Source organism: Microcoleus sp. K5-D4, from assembly GCF_036704575.1.
In the GTDB taxonomy this organism is placed as follows: domain Bacteria; phylum Cyanobacteriota; class Cyanobacteriia; order Cyanobacteriales; family Microcoleaceae; genus Microcoleus.
Window position 1 is genome coordinate 34754 of the sequence record NZ_JAUBSD010000020.1, and the last position, 21948, is coordinate 56701.

Annotated in this window: 15 protein-coding genes; 5 read left to right on the forward strand and 10 right to left on the reverse strand. The window is 45.0% G+C overall.

What is annotated here, in order from left to right; all coding sequences use genetic code 11:
• Positions 1-68 precede the first annotated feature (68 nt).
• Positions 69-197 (forward strand): hypothetical protein, encoded by a 129-nt coding sequence (locus tag QUA77_RS08970; RefSeq protein ID WP_333449901.1) that lies wholly within the window; start codon positions 69-71, stop codon positions 195-197.
• A 153-nt stretch (positions 198-350) separates the two neighbouring features.
• Positions 351-668: a hypothetical protein gene (locus QUA77_RS08975; protein ID WP_333035093.1), complete on the forward strand. Its 318-nt coding sequence runs from the start codon at positions 351-353 to the stop codon at positions 666-668.
• A 380-nt stretch (positions 669-1048) separates the two neighbouring features.
• Here the strand turns inward: QUA77_RS08975 and QUA77_RS08980 are convergent, their stop codons facing one another.
• Positions 1049-1651 (reverse strand): thioredoxin family protein, encoded by a 603-nt coding sequence (locus tag QUA77_RS08980; protein WP_333174500.1) that lies wholly within the window; start codon positions 1649-1651, stop codon positions 1049-1051.
• Positions 1652-1829: 178 nt separating this feature from the next.
• Here QUA77_RS08980 and QUA77_RS08985 point away from each other — a divergent pair, with 178 nt between their 5' ends.
• Together QUA77_RS08985 and QUA77_RS08990 are read left to right on the forward strand one after the other, a co-directional pair.
• Positions 1830-2234, forward strand: coding sequence for an NIL domain-containing protein (locus QUA77_RS08985; protein WP_333035090.1), 405 nt, complete (start codon positions 1830-1832; stop codon positions 2232-2234).
• A gap of 65 nt (positions 2235-2299) precedes the next feature.
• Positions 2300-2743: a hypothetical protein gene (locus QUA77_RS08990; protein ID WP_333035088.1), complete on the forward strand. Its 444-nt coding sequence runs from the start codon at positions 2300-2302 to the stop codon at positions 2741-2743.
• Positions 2744-3671: 928 nt separating this feature from the next.
• On the opposite strand, the gene QUA77_RS08995 is transcribed toward QUA77_RS08990, so the two are convergent.
• From QUA77_RS08995 to QUA77_RS09010, 4 genes are all read right to left on the reverse strand, one after another.
• Complete coding sequence (locus QUA77_RS08995) at positions 3672-4223, reverse strand: shikimate kinase (protein ID WP_333209801.1); 552 nt, start codon at positions 4221-4223, stop codon at positions 3672-3674.
• Positions 4224-4245: 22 nt separating this feature from the next.
• The gene (locus tag QUA77_RS09000) at positions 4246-5133 is read right to left on the reverse strand and encodes a LapA family protein (protein WP_333035086.1); all 888 of its coding nucleotides are present in this window, start codon (positions 5131-5133) and stop codon (positions 4246-4248) included.
• Between the two features lie 65 nt (positions 5134-5198).
• A complete protein-coding gene (locus tag QUA77_RS09005) occupies positions 5199-5816 on the reverse strand; it encodes a flavin prenyltransferase UbiX (protein ID WP_333035085.1) in 618 nt (205 codons plus the stop codon).
• Positions 5817-6215: 399 nt separating this feature from the next.
• Positions 6216-8582 carry a ribonuclease R family protein gene (locus tag QUA77_RS09010; protein ID WP_333449915.1) on the reverse strand — a complete coding sequence of 789 codons (2367 nt, stop codon included), beginning with the start codon at positions 8580-8582 and terminating at the stop codon, positions 6216-6218.
• Positions 8583-9462: 880 nt separating this feature from the next.
• Here QUA77_RS09010 and QUA77_RS09015 point away from each other — a divergent pair.
• Positions 9463-10461: a hypothetical protein gene (locus QUA77_RS09015; RefSeq protein ID WP_333449902.1), complete on the forward strand. Its 999-nt coding sequence runs from the start codon at positions 9463-9465 to the stop codon at positions 10459-10461.
• A gap of 213 nt (positions 10462-10674) precedes the next feature.
• On the opposite strand, the gene clpP is transcribed toward QUA77_RS09015, so the two are convergent.
• The 5 genes from clpP to QUA77_RS09040 form a co-directional block, all read right to left on the reverse strand.
• A complete protein-coding gene (gene clpP / locus QUA77_RS09020) occupies positions 10675-11307 on the reverse strand; it encodes an ATP-dependent Clp endopeptidase proteolytic subunit ClpP (protein ID WP_333077590.1) in 633 nt (210 codons plus the stop codon).
• Between the two features lie 244 nt (positions 11308-11551).
• Entirely contained in the window at positions 11552-13687 is a 2136-nt protein-coding gene (locus tag QUA77_RS09025) for a carotenoid oxygenase family protein (RefSeq protein ID WP_333449903.1), read from the reverse strand.
• Between the two features lie 113 nt (positions 13688-13800).
• Positions 13801-16065: a carotenoid oxygenase family protein gene (locus tag QUA77_RS09030; RefSeq protein WP_333449904.1), complete on the reverse strand. Its 2265-nt coding sequence runs from the start codon at positions 16063-16065 to the stop codon at positions 13801-13803.
• 62 nt (positions 16066-16127) lie between these two features.
• Positions 16128-20018, reverse strand: coding sequence for an adenylate/guanylate cyclase domain-containing protein (locus tag QUA77_RS09035; protein ID WP_333449905.1), 3891 nt, complete (start codon positions 20016-20018; stop codon positions 16128-16130).
• Positions 20019-20680: 662 nt separating this feature from the next.
• Positions 20681-21901: a heparan-alpha-glucosaminide N-acetyltransferase domain-containing protein gene (locus QUA77_RS09040; protein WP_333449906.1), complete on the reverse strand. Its 1221-nt coding sequence runs from the start codon at positions 21899-21901 to the stop codon at positions 20681-20683.
• Positions 21902-21948 lie beyond the last annotated feature (47 nt).

Here is a 21948-nt window from a genome sequence, read left to right on the forward strand (position 1 = left end):
ATATTATCCAAAGATAAGCAAGCATTTTCCGCTAACAAACTATAGCAAAACATAGGAGTATTAAGCTCATGGCTGACAAACAAAAAAAAGAACCCAAGCTGAAATGTCCGCTGTCCCAAGAGCAAAAGGAGACGATCAAAGAGTTTGCTGATGTCATTGATAAGCATAGAAGAATTGTGAGAAAAATTACGGGTTAAAGCTAATAAATAGTCGTTTTTTTGCCTCGTATCGATATGAGAAAGGATTTGAGTGGGTTTGAAATAATTCGACTATTTTTTGAACTGCTTTTTCAGTTAGTTGACTAAGAGTATTGATTTATCGTAGGTATTTGACGCTAAAAGGAAATAAGCATGGATGCACTTGTAGCAGCAATCACACAAATTTTAGATTACATTCACACCCAAGGGCCAGACGCGATCGTGCAGCTAACGGCACTACTCGAAGCTCTCAAAGTGGGATCTGTTTCTGTTGCGGCTCTATTTGGCTTGGTTACTAGCGTACCCACTGTTATTGAAATTATTAGCCAGTTGATAGCTTTAATCAGTTCAGGTGCCGGTGTTACGGAAATAGCGACAGCCATCGGCTCCTTGGCCGGCTCACTGGGACTGTCTATTGAGTTTGTCATCCATATCTTACAAATGATCGGCGCTTTCTTGCTGGCATTTTAAATTGAGTCCCCCACCTTTTCAGGGAATTAACCATACCTTCCCACTTACGCGATCGCACTTGGCTGCTCAGCTTCTCCAGCAAGAAAACTGTAGGGTTTGGGTCAGGTGCGATCGCCCTCATAATATCACAGTCTCAAACTATTGCCGAGGCTAAAAGCCTACTATCACCTCGCTGATATTCATCTTCCACTAGCCACGAGTGAGCCTTATCATAACTTGAACTTAAAGCGTTGCTTAATCAGGGTATGAAAAAAATAAGTTGAAAATCCGCAAGCTGTGTCAATACTGGTTTCTATGACTGGCATATTTAGCCTTTCATACCGTAAATCAGCAACGCCTCTTATTCCTACTGACTACTGACTAAGGACTAATGACTTCTTTTACTGTACTTGAGAGCCGTGGGCGCGGGGGTCAGAGCTACTTGTTTTCACAGGCCCTGTGGGGGGAGTAAAATTAGAAACTTGACCGCCTGCTTGGACGTGTGGCAGAGGTTTTCCTGCAATTAAAGCTTCTAAGTTAGCTTCCATAATACTGCGCGGCATTTCGCCCATCGTTTCCGCAACGGCGCTACCTTTATCGTTCAAATAGACAAAGTGCGGAATGCCATCTACTCGATATTTTGTGATTTCTGGCAGCCATTTGTCATTGTCTACATTCAGCATCACAAAATTCATCGGTTCGGCGTATTTCTGTTTTATTTCGCTCAGATCTTTAGCCATTGCCTGACAGCTACCGCACCAATTAGCATAAAATTCCATGAGTGTCGGTTTGCCATTTACCAAAGCTGTTTCTAATGGCGTTGAAGCTTTTGCCATGTCGGTGAGACTGCTTGACGGCGTTTGGGTTTGCAGCCCGAAGAAGATGGATATTGAAAGGGCGATCGCTGTTAACACGATCAATAAGTTTCTGAGGCGCGTGGCGACTTTTGTTTCGGGATTTGGGGCGGCGGGGGCAACAGTTGACTTGGGGGAATTCTGGGTCATAAAATAAATGGCGCTTTGATTTCTATGTTTTTATTTTAAATATTAGATTCAGATTATACCACATTTTGAGATAATCAGACCCATCTCATAAAAAATTGTGCTAAAGGCAGTAATTAGACTAAGTGCGCTAAAACAGAAGATAACAAAGATTGTTTGTAAATTACCGAGGACTTGCAGGGTGAAAAAACGGGTAACACTGACGTTTCCTCAACGATCGATCCAAATGCCTGTCACCTATCGACTGGCAAAGGATTTTAATGTTGCAGCCAACATTATCCGTGCTCAGGTGGCTCCGAATCAAGTGGGCAAACTGGTGCTAGAGTTATCAGGGGACATCGACCAACTAGAAGCGGCGATCGACTGGATGCGATCGCAAAATATCGGCGTTTCCCTAGCCAGTCGGGAAATACTCATAGACGAAGATATCTGCGTTCACTGCGGTTTGTGTACGGGAGTTTGCCCGACAGAAGCCTTGACCCTTGACCCAGAAAGCCTTAAACTAAGTTTTGCTCGATCGCGGTGTATCGTTTGCGAGCAGTGCATCCCCACTTGTCCGGTGCAAGCTATTTCTACTAACCTCTAGACACTGTACAAACTCATCGGGATCATCATCTTTTTTTTGCCTGGTTCTCCTAATTGTGCCATTGGATGAAAAAAAACTCTTGGGTTTCCCTAACTCTACTTTTTGTTACTTATTTCACTTTGGGCTGGAAATTATCGGAGTTTGATGTTCCACCGCACCTGACTTGGTTTCTAGCCATAGCTTCAATTTTAGTGTTGGCTGTCGCCTTGGCGTTCCCTCTGAGAGGCATAAAGGCCTTAATTTTGCGGTGGTTTTCGAGTGATATTGGTGCTTTTCTTTCTATTATTGTAGGAGCTTTTGTGGCAGTGGTAGTTTTTGCCTGGATGCACCTTTTTGCTACTTGTTTACTCTTGATTTCAGCCGGAGCTTTGGCAAGACTCGATATTCAAATGTCTGGTTGGAAGAATTGGCGGGCTTTTGCGGTATTAGCTACCATTTCTTTAACAGGTGTGGGGTTGGGCGGAGCGATCGAGTTTTGGTCAAGGACAGGCAGGATCGTATTCTCTTAATGAGGAACGGGAAATTCATCCAACCAAATTCTATAACTCGCAACGGATATTTAGCCGAAAACTATCAGATCGCCCCTCAATAAATACAGCTTATTTTTTTTCAATCTCCCACCGGATTAATTCCCCGTTCCGCGCCGTAATCATAGCAGTTTTCAAGCCTGGTGAGGTACAGCATCTCAATTGCCGATTCCCCGTTGCGGGTTACTAATTCCCAATTACTAATTACTAATTACCAATTACCGACAAACCTGGGGTGGAACTGAAAACCCCTATGGCAGTATTGAACTGTAGCGACTTTTGCTCAAAATGTTATTGCCAAGATCCCGCAAGTCCCGCACCCAAAAACTTATCGCAATAAAAAAGCAGCTTTAGGGAGCTGCTAGTCAGAATGCATGAGGTATTGTTTTTAGAATAGGGCAGGTGGAATTTGATCGGTGCTGGGTTACATTTTTTGATACGGGAGAGTTAATGAGTGAATGGACGATCGTAAAATCGTCACATAGGAGGATAGCATTGATGCTAAATTTCCCGACAATCAAGTTAGCGTTTAACTGTCCTTGCGCCCTACAGCCCTTCAGCGGTGGGGCCCTTTTATTTTTAGGGAGAACTCAATAGCCGACTTTAACGCATCAGATGAGTCTGCCATTAGTTGTTGTATAAAATCTCCCCATCGCCATATCCTCATACTTATAAAAGTTACGCTTCACATCCACTCAAACCCGGTGGATTTCAAAATATTGGATGGTTAAACGGACACACTGAGACAAAAATCAGTATTTTTACCGAAGTCATACCATTTTAGATTTTAGGTTTTAGATTTTAGATTTTGGGAATGAATGATGAATCTGGTGCTTGGGAGCTTGTGTAGAGTTGCATTATTTTTGGGAACTAATACCAAAAGTCCTTAGAAACCCGGTTTCTGAAAGTATCAATTGAGATCGGGCCCGGTTTCGGATTTGATAACTTTTTGGATTTCCTCGATCGCCCTAGTCGCCACTGCTTCAGGCCTTTCCCCCACACCAGCATAGACTCGGACATCTGCTTGAGTGTAGAAACGCTCTCGCTCTTTCAAAAGGCTTTGCAGCTTAGATTTGATCTCGCCCTCCTGCAGTAGGGGTCGAGCGGTGTCCGAACGCAGTCGATCGTACAATTGATCCACAGGCACATCCAACCAAACTACTACACCGTAGTGCAAGTAACCCCAATTCATCGATCGCGTCACAATGCCGCCGCCCGTAGCCACGACCGAATTTTGATACGCAGACAATTCCCCCAGCACTTTAGTTTCTAGTTCCCGAAAAGCCTCTTCCCCTTCTCGATCGAAAATCTCAGCAATTGACTGATTAGCAACTCGAACAATTAGTTCATCAGTATCAAAAAAACGGTATTTTAATTTTTTTGCCAAAATCCGCCCTACCGTTGTTTTCCCCGCACCCATCATCCCGACAAGATAGATATTTACTCCCCTCAACCCATCCACTGCCAAATCCTCCGATATTTTTCTATTTTTTCAGGTTAATCGATGATCCGCCACTGAGGCCATCATCGTCCTCAAACTCATCACCCTCATCCAATCCCCAATCATCCTCTGCTTCTGCAAGAGGATTTATTGGTGCTTCATCAGCGGGTTTAGGAATATCCCCTCCCGGAGGAACCAGCACTCGATACTCCGCATCGTATACAGCCTCAGTTTGCCCCACCCCAGACTGGCTCGGATCTCTATAGCCGTAAGAATATACTGAGCCAGCCCAAGATTTGCTTTTCGGTTCCTGCTGAGCTTCGTAAGCCCTCGGATTTGCCGCTGGAACATCATTTACCTGCGGTCGATCGGGAAAATCACGATCGTCCCCCCAATCGTCATCACCCCCTTGAGAGCCTGATTTTGAGCCATCTGAGACCCAATCGTCCTCATCGTCTGCTGCTGCATAAGTCCCCGGTTGAGCGTAATTCTTCGCCCCATCCGGGTTCGGAGTTTCTTGCAGGAAAGTCCGGGAACTGTAACCGGCCGGCGTACCGTAGTCTGTTCGGTAAGAACCAGCAGCCTGAGTTTGGCTATTTTCCCTATTCAGATCCGGGTCAATTTCCTGTTTTCTAGGAGGGGGAGGTGGCGTGTAAGGTGTTCTCCCGTCTTCGGGGAAAGTATCGGGACGGCTGCGACTGGATCGGCCGGTGCGGGTTCGCGTTGAAGATAGGTAATTTGAAAAAGCCAGCAAACCAGAAATCAATAAAGATGTGAGAGCTCCCACCGCCATGCTCACCAAAATCCAGATAGATAAGGGCACAGCAGGCGATCGAATTCCCAAAAATACCAGAGATAATGCTGGCTCCACATTTTGCAGGGCAAAAATAGTCAGCCCCACCACAATTACTAGCAAAAATACAGGTCGCATATCAAATTTTAATTGGTAATTTGTAAATGACTAATAACTAATGACTAATGACTAATTACTAATTATTACTCTTCTTCCTTCCAGCGTTTGAGAGGAACGCAATCAATCCCCAACTGGTCTAAAGCGCGAGCCACCACAAAGTCTACCAAATCTTCAATAGTTTGCGGATTGTGATACCAAGCAGGAATCGCTGGTACAATTCTAGCTCCAGCTTCCGCCAAGGTAGTCAAATTCCGCAGGTGAATCAAGCTAAAAGGCGTTTCGCGAGGCACGAGTACCAATTTTCGCCCTTCCTTGAGCTGAACGTCGGCCGCTCTTTCGAGTAAATCCGAACTCAAGCCAGCCGCCAATTTGCCCAGCGTACTCATGCTACAGGGAATAACGATCATCCCTTGAGTGCGAAAGGAGCCACTAGCAATATTAGCACCGACATCTTGCCAGGGATGGCACCGAAGTTTACCCATTGTGGCTACTCCTGCTTGTTCCCGCCAGAATTCCTCTTGAAGCGTCGGCTCTGCGGGCATTCGGGTGTTCTGTTCGCTTTGCCAAACCATGTAAGTAGACTTGGAAGCGACCAGTTCGATCGCGCGATCGGCCTCCAACATAAACTTCAGAGTTCGCACCGCATAAATCAGTCCCGATGCACCGGTAACTCCTACAATCAGGGGGTAGTTATTCGTCATTAGTTATTTTTTAGTTGACTGTTGACTGTTAGTAATTAGTTGTTATATCAACTCTGTTACCATCGGAATTATTCATAAATCTCTTATTTTCATCTGCGTGAATCAGCGTTCCTCCCTTGTCATCTGCGGTAAATAAATTCTCTTCTTTTTACCGCAGATATAGGCAGATTAACACAGATTAACGCAGATAAATTATATAAATTCCGGTTGCACCGTCAGTGATTGTTAACTGTTTACTGTATTTTACAATTCCGATGCTATCGGATTTGATATTAGTCATTAATTATTTTTTGATGATTGCTGAGTATAGTTTTTCGCCCACCTCTAAATACTTAGTTGCTAGACAATGACAACTAAGTATTGAGGAAAATTAACAGTCAACTGTCAACAGTCAACTGATTATTCATCATCATCAAAAGCTTGACTGCCGCCGCCAACTGCAACTAAATCAATTTGCTGGCGGTAGTAGTCAACGCTCTTGACTTGAACTTCCACCCGATCGCCCAAACGGTACTGGTTGCGGTTTTTGCGACCCACCAGAGTTTGCTGGCGCGATCGATATTCGTACCAGTCATCCTTCAGCGAAGAAACGTGTACCAGTCCTTCAACTCGCAGGATATCGCTCTCCGGCGGCCGCACCTCAATTTCCACAAAGAAACCATAAGACTGCACGCCTGTAATCAAACCCTGGAAAGTTTGGCCGGTGCGTTCTTTCATCAATCCGGTTTTCTTCAATCCCTGCAAATCGCTTTCGGCATCCTCAGCAACCCTTTCGCGTTCCGTCAGGTGTACCACGGCCGATGCAAACTCTGTTTCAAATTCGTGGTGCAAATCTGGGGGGAGAACATTCCAAGTAATTTGACCGTGACAGGAGGAATGGTGCAAGTCAACTTTTTCCTTAGCCCGTGTTGTGCGGCTGCTGCGGCCTTGCTCGAACACCGCTTGCAACACCCGCAGTATCAACAAATCGGCGTAGCGGGAAAGCGGCGAAGTGCAGCGCGTGTAACCCTCTGACAGCGCCAAACCGAAGTGCGGCTTGGGAGTTGTGCTGTAAACAGCGGGCTTCATCGTATCTTCTAGCAGGTAGGTGAGAACTCTTTCGGACTTAAGGCCGGCAAACTGCTGGGTAAATCGCTGGAAGTCCAAGGGCAAAACTTCTTCTTCGCTTTCGAGATACAGTTCGCCTCCGAGGTTGTTGGAGAGTTTGATGAACTCTTGAATGTCTGCCGGGTCTGGCATCGGCTGGACGCGGTAGATTGCTGGGACTCCCAAGGCCTGCAGGTGAGTGGCGACAGCTTGGTTGGCGAGTACCATCAACTCGGAGACAGCCGACTGGGCGGGGAGAGCGAATGCAAAAGCTCCTAATTCCCCTTCGTCGTCGAAGTGAGAGTTAGCATCGGGCAAATTTAGTTCAAAAGCTCCCCGCTTGAGCCTTGCCTTTCTGGCAGCCTGTGAGGCAGCCGACATTTGATCGAGGAAAGGACGGAGGGCGGATGATAAAGGGTGATCTTCGGCATCGCCTGGTTCGATAATTGCTTGAGCTTGCTGGTAGGTGAGGTGGTAGTCAATTTGAATGACGCTGGCTTGAATTTCGTATTCTAAGAGTTCTCCCGATTCATCTAGCGTGAGCAGTATGCTGAAGGTCAGCCGTTCGGTATCTGGCAGCAGAGAGCAGCGCTCGTTGAGGGTTTCTGGCAGTACGGCGATGATTTTTTCTCCCAGATGGGCGGCGGTGCCTCGCTTGCGGGCTTCGCGGTCGATCGGGGTTTCTGGCTGCACGTACTCGGCGGCGTCGCTGATGTGGATTCCTATTTGCCACCGGCCGGGCTTCAGGGTTTCGATCGACAAAGCGCGTTCCACTGGCGGATCGGAGAGGAATGAGGTCGGATCAAACTCGTTTTCGGCTCCTCCTTCGGAGAGATTTTCCTCCTGGGCTTGAGGAGCATTGTTTTCGCTGTTGGTGGTTCCCGGTACGTTTTTGCTGAAGCTAACAGTCAGAATGTTACGCAAATCTAGGCGTTTTTTGATGTCGGTTTTTTTTACTTTGCTGGGCAAATTTTCGGCTGCTTTGATGACGGCGGCGGGGAACGATCGCGGCAAGTCGTGTTTGCAGCATACGATGTCGAGGTCGTCAGCGGCTTCGGCGTCGGAACCGAGTACCTGTACTACTTTGCCGACTGGGCGGTGCGTGCCGAGGGGGTAGCGCTTGACTTCGACGTGTACTAGGTGGTCGATCGCCTCTTGAAGATTTGTGCCATTTGCGAGCAAGTCTAGTTCAAACAACAGGCGATCGTCCAGGGGGATTGCTCTGTAGCTGACGCGGCCGGTGGGGGTGGCGGTTTGCTTGACTCGCGCGAGTACCGAGGGGTTGGCGCGTTCGAGGATGAGCATGACTTCGCCTTCGGGCGATCGGCGGCGGCTACCTTCTTTGATGATTTTGACTAAAACTCGATCGCCATTCCAAGCTGTCGAGAGGTGACTTTCCCGCACATAAACGTCTTCTGAGCCTTCGGCGTCTTGAATTGCAAAGCAAAATCCTTTGCTCGAACAGCGCAGTTTTGCTTCTACTACGTCGTCTTCAGCTACTCGGCGATAGCGGCCTTTGTCTTTGACTAATATGCCAATTTTCTCTAGAGCTTCTAATGCGATTTGAAGTTTGAGTTGACTGGTGGCGTCGTTGCAGTCGAGTTTTTTCTCCAATGCTTTAGGGGCCACTAATTTGTCTTCTGTAAAATTTGCCAGCAGTGCAGCGATAGAAAATTCCATGTAGCGATCGATCCTCTTGTTTCCAGCAATTAGTCTAATTTTGGCGAAATCAGCCGCACTCCCTCGGGCCCTCGCAGTGCCTGCTTCCCAACAAATGCGCGGGTTAATAGGTGGAGACGCGAGCACAGCCACCTTGTTTGATCGCGAGGTTTTTTTGAGATTCTCTCCCGACACCGGCTTCGTGCTAATTGTCTGCTGTCTGTCTTGAACTGACTGCTGACGGTGCAGACAAATGTCCCGCACGCTATTCCCCAATACAATTTTTTAGCGTTGGTTTGTTTGCTTTTAGGTCAACAGCGCCGAGCACTTCGCAAATTAGAAAGCCCCTGTCGGTTCTTAAAAGATGGCTCGATACTGAAAGCGACGGCTTGAGTCGAGGATGAGCCGATGGAGGGATGGAGAGGGATAAAATTTGCATTTCTTCCTTCTGCCTTCTTCCTTCTGCCTTGTTCCTTCTTCCTTTTGAAGTGCCTCTTGCTTCTTGCTTTAGCAAAGAATTTACCGGATCTTTAAGGCAAAATTGCTAGTAGCTCGCTGCTGCGATGCCCTTGTTTTTTTGCACGCGATCTGTCCTTGCGGACCGAGGTGCAACGAGCGAGTCGGGAGCAATCTGTGCTGTAGAAAGTGCAAGGTACACAAAACCGGAGACTTTTACTACTTTTGCTTAGTTGCTGTGCCATCTCCTATAGGTAGAAATGACGCCCGGTGCTTGTTAGCTTAAACTGCCGGATGTGGGATGGGGTTTAGTGGCGTGAAAGGTTGCGCGGATGACTCACCTTTAATTTATTGTATGTTGAATAGGTGCTTTCAGAAAATAGTTTTCTCTGGGCTGTACTACACTTAAGTCATAAGCCCCTTCTGGTTTCGGGGTCAAAAAATTATGTTTGCTGAATTTCGCGCCCTTTATCCCGCTGGACAGTTAATCTGTGAGTTGCTGACTGTTCATAACGGTAAGTTTGTTGTTCGCTGTCTGGTTCAGGTTGACGGCAAAACTCTTGCTACTGCTATGTCGGCTGCTGAGTCTGTTGAGGATGCGGAAGACCGCGCCCGGTTGCGAGCGATCGCTATCCTTGGATTTGCTGCGCCCGATCGTGCGATCGCGAGTGTCGATCCGGCTCCGGTTGCTCCGGTTGCTCCGGTTGCTTCGGTTGCTGCTGTTCCCCCTCCTGCTGCTGTTTCCCCGGTTGCTGCTGTTCCCCCTCCCCCTCCTGCTGCTGTTCCGGTTCCTGTTGGGCCCACAAGTGTTCCTCTCCCGGTTCTAGAAATGCCTGTTGCTGACAAATTGCCGCCAACAGATCAAAGCAATTTTGTCAAGACTGAAGCGAAATTAAATGAAGAGCCGATCGCACCTGTACCGGAACCGTTGCCGCCAACGGTCGATCGCGCGGAGGCTACTGGATTTGTACCGAAGCAGTTAGACTCGGATGCTTGGCTTTCTTCTAGCTACGGCGAACCACTTCAGGAACTGGATGTGCCTACTTCTAGCCAAAGTGAACTGCTACAGGGTGCGGCCGAAGTCAGGGAATTGCAACCGATCGCAGTAGGAATTCCGAGCGATGCGATCGAGGATAATTCTGATACGATCGCCGAAATAGACGCCATCCTCAAACGCCTGCAATGGAAGAAAAAACAGGAAAGCGACTGTCTCGAACAAAATTACGGCAAGTCGTCCCAGAGAGAGCTTTCTAGCGAACAGTTAGTAGATTTTCTAGAATATCTGGAAATCTACAGCAGAACCACTGAGGAAATCAAGCGGTTGGGCTGGACTCCCAACCAAGGAAAAGATTATCTCAAACAAGGTTATGGCAAAGAAGCGCGCCATTTCTTAAATCAAGTAGAATTGCTCGACTTCCTGCAATATCTCGAATCTTTGCCCTAGTAATTATGTAGGGTTTCTAGGTGTGATGTTTTTTATAAAAAGCTACATATAGCAGTTTTCAATTGTATGAAATACAGTAAGGACTTAACTAGGACGCCGTATCATGCGCCCCAGCATCTGTAATTCACTCCACTGAAAACTGCTATATGACTGTTAAAAATTAAAAATCAAAAATGAAGAGTATTTCCTCATTTTTGATTTTTAACTTTTTATTTAGACGACAGCGGCGATCGGGCGGCTGGCGGAAGGACGGCGATCGATCACTTGATCGACTAATCCGTAGTCCTTTGCTTCTTCAGCGGACATGAAGAAATCCCGTTCGGTATCTTCTTCAATGCGGGAAAGCGGCTGACCGGTATGGTTGGCAAGATGTTCGTTCAGGCGGCGCTTGTGGTACAAAATTTCTTTGGCCTGAATTTCAATATCGGTTGCTTGTCCTTGAGCTCCGCCTAGAGGTTGGTGGATCATAATCCGGGAGTGGGGCAAACTCATCCGCTTGCCTTTAGCGCCGGCACTCAACAGAAAAGCGCCCATGCTGGCGGCCAAACCGAGACAAATAGTGCAAATGTCGGGGCGGATGTGGTTCATCGTGTCAAAAATGCCCATACCTGCTGTTACCGAACCCCCTGGGGAGTTGATATAGAGGTAAATATCTTTCTCCGGGTCTTCGGCGTCTAAAAATAGCAATTGGGCAACGATCAGGTTGGCTAAGTCTGAGTCAACCTGTTGGCCCAAGAAGACGATGCGATCGCGCAGGAGTCGCGAGTAAATGTCAAAGGCGCGTTCGCCGCGACCGGATTGTTCTATAACGGTTGGGATCATTGACCGGGCCTGCCTATTACGTATCTTTTTTTAATTTTAGCGATTTGGGTTCATTTATAGTTAGGGAGGGGTGGCGCGCGATCGAGAAATCGGCAAAATCCTTTAGTTGGAAGGGATTGGGGCGGTCATTTGGGGAAATTGTGGCGGGGGTGCGATCGGATTTCCGATCCAAGGGCGATCTATTACGAAGCAGAAACCTAAGTCAGCGATTCTTAGGAATCCCCGTGCGCTGACGCCGGGGAGGATGTCAATCTGTCCTTATCAGACTTCAAACTGAGGGGTTTTTCGATTTAAAATGCGGGTAAATTTCCTTCTCAAATAATTCTTGAATTTCTGCCGGCTGCTGTGCAACTACATCTTTATAATCTTCCTCAACAGAAATATTGTAACTTGCTGTGCGTTTAGCAATTTTTGGTAACCAAGCTGTGTGTAGCGTAAACCCAAATTTTAATTCAGGATGACCTAACTTACAAATCGGCCCCCCGACCAAGTTTTTTGCATCAAAAACCCAAATTTCTGACGAGTTTTTCAAGTAAATTGTACAGACAATATAGCCATCTGTCGAATCTCCATTTCCCCCTGCACGCGGGACAAATTGCGGGGAGTTTATCATGTATCCTTGGGCTGTATTATCGGCTTCAATTTCTGGCATAAACACAAACGCATCAGCTATTTTCATTTCTTGAGTGTCGAGGCGCAACAAACAAGCGGGCTTTCCTTCCTGTCGATCTAAAAGTTTTAGCAAATCCTCATTTGACACCACTCGATATTTATAGTCTTTATACAAGTTTAAAATAAATTTTGTTAGCAATTCAGGCCAGAATCCATCCGAATTCCAGTAGATATTTTTTATTTTTTCAGCAGTTTTACCAGATGGCAATGTATCGCAATAGGTGTTCAGCGCCATACCCCACGTTAACTTATCATCTGAAATGACATTTGATTCAACCACTTGTCCACTTTCTACATCAATAACATAACGTCCCAGCCGGCTAATATCTGCCTCACCACTGAGCATTCCATACAAGCGTGGCGGTACAGCTGTTTCTGCGCTATCAGCCCCAGAGTCAAAACTACGCAACCACTCCCCCGAATCCGCAGCACAAATATGTCCTATATGGAGCGTTATTTTTCCGTTTGAATCGTCATAATCAGCCGCAAAATGAAAGGCTTCAAGAGGAATTACTACTTGTTTTGCCACAACTTCAACTTCTTGTTTAGAATAAGCCGGTTGCTGTCCTCCTATCAGTCGTTCGCGGCGGACAATGTACACATAAGAATCGGGAGAAAGTGGACGCGATAAAATATCTCTCAGAAAGTTTTCTGTTTGTTTTCTGTTGGGAAGTGGGTTATTAAAAATTTCCGCTATCCCAACACCAAACGCTGTATCCATCAAAATCACATAGTTACGAGTCACAGCTATTTGATGCAGACTTTGGTGGATAACCACCGGGGAACGATCCTGCAAAACCAATTTCCATCGTTCAATATGGCCGCTACCATTCCAGCGCATTAAATAAACGAAATTTTGCATTTTAAATTTGAAAACATTTTCAAAAAGGCTACTAATTAACTTAAAAGCCTCCCAAATAATTTTAGCAATCCAGTTAAGTAAAAACTTAATAACGTTTAGGGTATTGAGAAAATTGAAAATCAATTCTAAAAGTTTTTTGATGGCATGAGGTAGCTTTTCTGCCTCATAAATAAACGGAATTGCTTGCATGAAATTCCCCATTGATCTGCCATAATTCACCGTAAACATTTCCTGGGTTTCCGCATCAAAAAAAGGATGCGCCGTACTCAAGACTGGCCCAAATGGCATAGATAAAGAAACTTCAGGCCGCCACTCTGCATTAGCACCCACCGGCGTTACAACTTCCAAAGTTTCCGTATCAATTTCATAAGGACGACCTGCATCATAAGTAACTAACAGCCGGTCATTTGTATCTTCAGAGGTTTTAAATTTCACAAATGCCGTGTTTAATTGATTGCGAACTCCCAACGCCATAGAAAAACGAGTGAGTCCGTGATTTTGAAACCCATATTTGTGATATTCGCTTCCGCGTTTTGTTGCTTCATCGGCATAATAACAAGGAGTTTTTGCAATTCGTGTCGTGATTTTTGCTGGTTGTTGAGTATTAAAATCAATGCGATAAATCATGCCATCGCCGTTGAAAATTGGAGTTCCATCAGGATAGGGTAAACCACGAGAATCAACCGAGCCAGCCGGTGCCACAATAAACACATGACCTTGCAAATCCTCCGGTAATTTTCCCTCAATAATATTTAGCTCAAGCTCGGTTAATTCACACCGCTTCGCCACCATTACTGCTTGTGGTACATACAGAGGGTAGTTTTTCGTCATCTCTGAAAAAGCAGGGTTTATTTGAGTATTCATGGTCATATAAAAACTTGTAGTTGTGTACAGATTAGGCTGGGTTTACCGTGTGAAAACCCAACCCTACCCCGAAAATTACCAGAAAAAAAACTCGCAAAAATTGCTGAATTTAAAGATTTTTATTTGCCCTCAAATCGCTGGTAAATTTCATCAAACAACGCTCGAATGTCCTCACCCATTTTCTTTGTGTCTCCATCCCTTGACTGCAAATATTTATTCACAAGTTCCGACACCACCGGCTCATAATCCTCTCGCACATTGTAATCTGACTTTGGCGGCGAAACTACTTCTGGCAACCAAGTTGTGTGAATTGTAAACCCAATATTGATTTGTTCACTACACAGCCTGTATTTGGGGCCACTCTTTAAATTTGCGGCATCAAACAGCCAAAGTTCACTGTTATTAGAGCCATCATTACGATCCGAAAGAACCACACAAATCAGATAACCATCTGTTGAACTGCTATCCCCTCCCTGACGCGGCACAAACTGGGGAGAGTTGGCGAAATGACCTGCCGGAAACTCATAATAATCTGGCGTGGTCAGTTCAATTTCTAAGCCTTGCTGATCATTCTTTTTGCGCTCAACATGAACCCGACATAACGTACTTGCTCTGCCTTCTTGGCTGATGGCTTTTACTTTACTGATGGGGAATTTACGATATTTATAATCCTTATAAATATCCCCAACAAACTGCGGCAACAGTTCTTCCCAGGCTCCAAAAAAGATCCAGTAAATATCATCAATTTTTTCGGGCTGCTTCAGCGTCATTTCCCTATAGGCATACACCGGATCTCCCCAACTAAAATCACGTTCAATTAAACAGGATCTCACAGCATCAGAACTAGGGAGTTTTGCAGGGTCAATAACATGACATCCAATGATACCCACGTCCATCCCACTCACTAAAACGCCGGGTAAACTTCGCATTCGGTTATTGATTTCGACATCGCTATAGACTGACTTATCAAAACGGCGAATTGTCTCCGCCGCATCACAAGCACAACTATGAACCGTATGTATAACAATGCCATCTGCATCTTCATATTCAACGACATAATGAGCAATTTCGCGAGGGATAATAACTTCGTGCGCTGTGACTGTTTTCTCTCCAGGTATTAATTTTTCCCGAGGAACAATCCACACTTTTGTATCTGCTAATTGGGGAATGTCTGTTAACTCTCGAATCAAAAATTCTATTTCTTCAATTAATTCCCAATGTTCAGCAAATAAAAGTTCTTCTAAAGCAATTTTAAACGCTGTATCTGCCAAAACAATGTAATTTTTAGTCAGACCCATCTGGTGCAAGGTTTGTTTGACTTTAATCGGCTTGCCATTGGGTAAAACGACTTTCCACCTGTCAAAGTTTTCTTCTCCCCGCCAACACACTAATTCAACAAAATCATCCTTAGCAAAGGCGTTCAATATTTGCAGGACAGTTTTGTATATCTTTTCGATGAGTTGATAAATCGCTTTGCCTAAACTTAAAAACGCTTTGAGGATATTTTTGTATAAGTTGCTCAGCCATTCTATGAACCCATCCAGAGGACTGGTTGTCTTCTTTGACCCTAAAGATTTCTTCAAAGGTTTCGTTAAAATCCGTAGCTGGTAAAGAAATTGTCGCAAAGTTGGTAAAAATGAAGAGATTGAGCGACCTAAATTAATTGTAAATAACTCTCCCGTGCTATAGTCAAAACACGGATGAGCGCAACTCATACTCAGCGGAAAAGGTTGCTTGGGAAACAGCGGGTTCACAGCTTTCCAATCTTTAATTAAACCTATTGGCTGTACCAGTTCCATAGTGTTTGGGTCAACTTCGTAAGAGCGGCCCATATCCACAGTAATTAACAAACGATAAGGATCGGCTTGGTATTTTTTAAAAGGCGTTAATGTAACACTGAGTTGGGAAGTAACCCCCAAAGCCAGAGAAGCACGGGCAATGCCAAAATCTTTAAAGCCTAAAGTTGCATAGTTGGAATTTTTATAAGTATTTTCATAAGTATATTTATCTGCCCAATAACTAAGGGGTTTGGCAATGCGTGTTTTCAAATGAGCCTTGCCATTTTCAAACCCAATGCGGTAAAGCATTCCATCGCCGTTATATAGAGGAGTCCAGCCATTTGTACTGGGGTCAACAATGTGTGGAGAATTGGGTTTTTTGGGGGGCGAATCAACCGAACCTGCCGGTCCCACAATAAAGACATATCCTGTTAAATCTGGTGGCAGTTCAGTAGAGATTTCTGTTAGCCCTTGTTTTACCGTCAATTGCAAAGCATCAAATTCTTCTCGACTCACAGACAACATCGCCTGCGGAAAATGTGATTTATCCGACTGACTAGAAACATTATCTAAACTTTCAGTCGCTTTGAGAGTGGGTTGAGTCATGGTTATAATTCTAGTGAAAAGATGGGAAAACTATAGTTTAAGCAGCCATCTGGCTGCATAGCTCAACAATAACCGATCGCTGCAAGCAATGTCATCCCCTTTTTACGATCCACTGGGTCAAATTCTTCAGCATTTAGATCGAGCTGTGTCATAAACTGTTGTGCAGCTTCGGTTTTGCCACAGCGGTGTAAAAATTCGCTTAAACTTATAATCGCCCGTCGTTCCAAAGACACGGCACCCTGAGAGCGAGCAACTTCAAGCGCTTTATGAAAACAAATTTCCGCCTCTGCATCTTTTGATTGCATAATTAACGCTTCACCTTTGATCCGGTAGAGTTCGGCTTTCCAATAAGCGCCCGTTGGGTCTGCTAATTCCAAACCTTTATCAATCAAGCTTACACATTCTTCCACCAAACCAGCATTCAGATAACCGATAGCCGTCAACATCATATAATAAATTTGTCCTAATCTTGTCCCCAGGCTTAAATAAGCTGTTAAATTTTGCTGCATTTGTGTCAAACCTAACTCGATTTCTCCTGACTGCTGGTTTGCCGAACCCACGACAATACTTGTCAAAGTCCCCCAGAAATAAAACTCGTTTTCCATGCAGAAATTAATTGTCATTTTCCCATATTTTTGGGTACTAGGTAGATTTTGTAAGTAGTGATAAATCTGAGTTTCATAGAAATAAGCAAGGGCCAAAGAAAACGGGTGTCCTATCTTTCTAGCTAAACTCAAGGATTGTTCCTTTTTCTCAAGAGCTTGCCGACCATAACCACGTAACCACAAGCATATTGATAGAAGAGCAAAATTCGCTACGCCCGAATCTTGTCCATAAATAAAAGCAAGGGAGGAATGTTTTTGATCATCGTAATAGAATAAAGACCGTTCTAGGTGAAATTGAGCCTGAACTAAATCTCCCATATAAAGCAAGTTCGCACCCATAGAATGATGAGCAGTTACCTGCATTCCCGAATCTTCGGAATTGTCTGCTAGACAAAGAAGTTGTTGTGCTAATTCTCCGGCGGTTTTTGTATCTCCTTGCCCAATATGGGCTGCAAATAACCCCCACAACATCGGAAAAAAATTCGCTGTTTCTCCGAGTTCTTGCGCCAATTCCCGCGCTCTGGTAAAAGTTTTAATTAATTCAGGCGAACCATAACCTTTAATTGCCGTTAGCGGCGCACCCAAAGCTATGTGCAACCGCAATTCTTGCTCTTTTCTCTCCACCGTACCCGGCAAGGTTTCTAACCACTGCAACGCCTCTGTAAACAACCCCAGCGCCTCCCGCAAAGCGTGCGCCCGCACCGCCTGCTCCCCCGCCTTTTCTAAATAAAAAATCGCCTTTTCTGCAACCCCCGCTTTACTCCAATGATGTGCTAAAATCGCATAAAATCCCGACAACTCTTCATCACTTCTTTCATACCACAACGCCAAAAATTCATGAACTTGCCGGCGCTGCGAGTACAACATCAAACCATAAGCCACTTCCTGAGTAATAATATGCTTAAACATATACCCCAAATCCGGCTCTGGCGTCTCCATCGGGGTAAGATCGAACCGCTGTAACTTCATCAAATAATTAGCCAACTCAGGCTTATCCCCCTCAATAGGATGAATATCTCGCAACAACTGAAATCCAAAAGATCTACCAATCACACTCGCCACTTTCAATGTAAGCTGTTCGCTAGGAGAAAGCCGATCGATCCGCGAAGCAATCACCCCCTGCACCGTAGCAGGAAACTTTAGCTCACTCAAATTACCAACCCCCGCAGCAATCCGACACTCCCCATCATGAATTTCTATCACCCCCGCCTCGCGCAAACCATAAGCCAATTCCTCACTAAAAAACGGATTTCCTTCTGTTTTTTTCTCAATTAACTCCACCACGCGATCGGGCAAACTTTTTACCCCCAAACGCTGAGACAAAAACAGTCGCGTATCTGTAGCCGGCATTGCTTCCAAATGCAACTGTTCTACCCCTTCTATCATCAGCACTCGATCGTATTCCTCCGGCATCGGCTCACCCATTGGTCTCGTCCCTATCACCAATAACAAGCGCTTCACCTTCTGCGCCACCGCCAAAATCAGCGCCCAACTTGACGAATCCAACCAATGGGCATCCTCGAAAACAAGCAACTTAGGAGAGCGATTCACCGAATCCTGCAACAATTGCACCAACAAATCCCGCGTCGCTTCCGCCCGTGGCTGCCCCACCAACCCAGCCGAGACCTCTGTATCCGGCAAATCTAAACCCAAAACCCCATTTAAAAGTGCCGCTTTTTCCAACCATTGCGGTTCATCCTCCAATAAATCTAAAACCTGACGTTTTTTCGCCTCTAAATCGGGTAAAAAAGACAAATCCCACAAGTGACTAAATACCTCGTTCCAAGCATGATAAGGCTTCGATCGAGCGATCGCATCCCCCGCACCAACCAAACTTCCGACCCCCAATTCTTGCGCCTGCAAAAGCAAATTTTCTATCAAGCAAGACTTCCCAATTCCTGCATCCCCACAAATCATAACCACCCCAGAAATACCCGCTTTCAACTGCTCTAATTTATTTCCTAACAACAACCGTTCTTTTTCCCGCCCCACAATCGACTTTTCCGTTTTTCCTGCCATCCACCAAGGCAAATCTTTACGCACATCCCCAAGCGGACAAAATACTTGAACGACTTCTTCTATACCTTTAACTTTAATCGGAGTTAACGATTCAAACTGTATTTTTTCTTTGGCCAACTCAAACGTCCCTTTATCACACAAAATTCCGTCTTTCGCCGCCTGCATCAATCGCGCCGCTAAATTCACAACCGCCCCGATAATCGTGTATTCTCGACGTTGCTCGCTGCCAATTACACCACTATAACAAGTACCAGTCGCGATCCCTATATTCGGTTGCAATCCTAAACTTCTTAAGTTTTCTAATAACGCCATTCCCGCCATCACACAACGCACCGAATCATCCTCATGGGCAAACGGCGGCAAACCAAAACCAATCACCAATGTACTACCTTTATCATCTACCAAAAACTTATTTAAAGTTCCCTCATAAACTTGCAAAATATTTTGGATAGCATTAAGTATAGTTGAAATAAAATCTAAAGCCCCCTCCGCATCATAATCCATCCCAGGCAAATTTAAAAACATCACACTCACTCGTCGTAAATCGCCTAACCAATCAGTTTGACCTACTTTTAAACGCTGCAAAACCCCCAAACTTACATATCTTTCCAGTCGTTCTTGCATCTCATCATAAATCGGGGTGGGAGCCGATTCAACCACATTTAGAAACCTTCTATCCGCGACAGACTTTAAAAGATTAAATCCCTCCAACCGCACCACATTAGAAGCTAATAATTCTCCCACAAACTGGTCTTTGATTAACTCCCAAGCCGTCAGCGACAAACAAGCTTCACCTATACCCGCAGCCGTTTCTGCAAGCGCCACTTGAGCAATAGGTTCCCCCGCCACAAGATACTCCCATCGGCCATTCGTTCCGCCGATGTAAAACTCTTTTAAGTTACCCGCCCCAATACCAATATGCAATCGCAACTGGGCATTGGCTGCTTGATATTCACCCAAATCATTTAAAATCGCCAAAGCACATTGCGCCGCACAATAAGTCGCTAGATCTAAAGACAAACTTTCCGCCGGCCAAATCGCCAACATAGCATCGCCAGCAAACTTAATAATATCTCCTTTATGTGCTATTATTAATTCAATTAATTGACCAAAATAAGCATTTAAATGAGTCGTTAATTCTTCAACTCCAAGAGAACCTTTTTGAGCAAGACGTTCAGTAAGAGCAGTAAAACCAGAGATGTCAACAAATAACACTGCTGCCTCAAAAGAGCCACTAGCCGGAGAAGCAAGAGGAGTAGGATCGGCAGCAAAACAATTTAAGACACGAATCGGTAAAAAACTGGCAAGGTTTTCAACAAAAGTAGGCATAATTCGACACACAGAGACTAATAGTACAATTGGCGGTATACTTCAAAGAGTCTAACAAATTACGCACCCTGAAGACAGAAAACATTCCCCATCTATGTATATACGCTCTATTTCTTCAGCCGTTCGTAGCGTAGTTAACATCTAGGTAGGGCTTGCGGAAAAAACATGAAACCATTATATCAAGTGAAAAGGTTAGGCTTTTTACGCCAAGCTGTTGAACTAATTTATTAACTAATAGAGGCTATTTATCTTCCTGCGATAGTATTATACGTATTATTAATTAACTGACATCCTCGGATTGCAACCCCTGCTCCAATAACAGGGAATTGATATCAACAAAGATGTAAGTAAATCAGGACTTACGCACTATCAGGCTCAAAACAAACGGTTCCGATTACTTCCCTTGGCTCGTAATGACAGAAATACGTTGTTTTTGCATAATTTCTATAAATGTATTATAAACAGTATTATAATCAAGAGCCTTTGAGGGTTAAGTTTTGTTACTCATTACTTGCCAACCACCTACTTGTTATACCAAACCCGGCTTATTTACCCCATTTATGATGGTTCCCAGAAACTTCGCCCGCTTAAGCTATATCGCAAGCTATGTTAATGGCTGAGGGGAGATCCAACCCGAATTTGGTATTACTCAACTGTTTGACTCAAATTTTTATCACCCAACCACGGCGGTACATTCCATACAAAATTAACCACCAAAATAATACCGCAGTCACGGCAAATGCCAGAGAACCATTCAGCGGCCCCGCCCACGGCACAAACCAGTTTTCATAAATCCAAGTGTAAGTTGTTGGAGCATTTGCACCAGTACCGATATGAGTTTTTAAGAGAATTCTGGCGACAATACCGGAAGCAACAAACAGGAAAATTGCATTCAATCCCATGATTTCAAACGGCCTCCCCCATTTCCAATCCCGCACTTCAATTGTTTGGTAGCAAGCTGCTAGCAATAGCAAGGCCCAGCCAGCAGTAAAAACTACATAAGAACTTGTCCAAAGTTGTTTGTTGATCGGAAATAAAAATCCCCACAAACGGCCGATTACCACGCAACTGAGGCCGCAGATTGCTAAGTTGATACTGGTGCGGGTTTTGATTGGCTGCACGCGCAGCCATTCTCCTGTAAAGTAGCCGATCAGGACTGTTACAACTGCGGGTAAGGTGCTCAACAGTCCTTCTGGATCGAAGGGGCCGCCTTTGTAAAGATGCTGGCTGCCAAGAATTAGCCGATCGACATATCCTCCTAAATTTCCTTCTGGCGTGAGTTCGCCGGCAGTGTACCCCCCTACAGTAAATACGGTTAAGGCAGCCCAATAGCCCAAAAGCAGGGCAAGAGCGAGCAGTTTTTGATTGCGGGGGGAAAGGTTGAGAATGACGATCGCACTGATGAAATAAGCTAAGCCGATGCGCTGCAATACTCCCATGATGCGGATTTTACCGAAGTTTTCCACTGGGGCGCTGTTGAGAAGTACGTCAAGGGCGATCGAAGATGTATTTAGCAGCAACCCTAATATAAATAAAATCGCCGCGCGGCGCGCAATTCGCCAGTAAATATTTGAAGAAGGAAGAAGGAAGAAGGAAGAAGAAAGAGGGTTTTTAGCAGATTCTGATTTTTCCTTTTTTTGTGTAATTTTTGAGGTGTCTCTTCCGGTTTTTGAAGAATTTTGAATATATTTAGACAGCGAGAAAGACATCGCGCAGCCAACGATGAACAAGAAAAACGGAAATACTAAATCTGTCGGGGTGCAGCCGTGCCATTCTGCGTGTTCTAGCGGCGGATACACCTGTTTCCAACTACCGGGGTTGTTGACGAGAATCATGGAGGCGATCGCAATTCCGCGAAAAACATCAAGGGATTTGAAGCGCATAAATTAAGTTATTTGTTCACTGTTCACTGTTCAGTATCTTAGCGGAT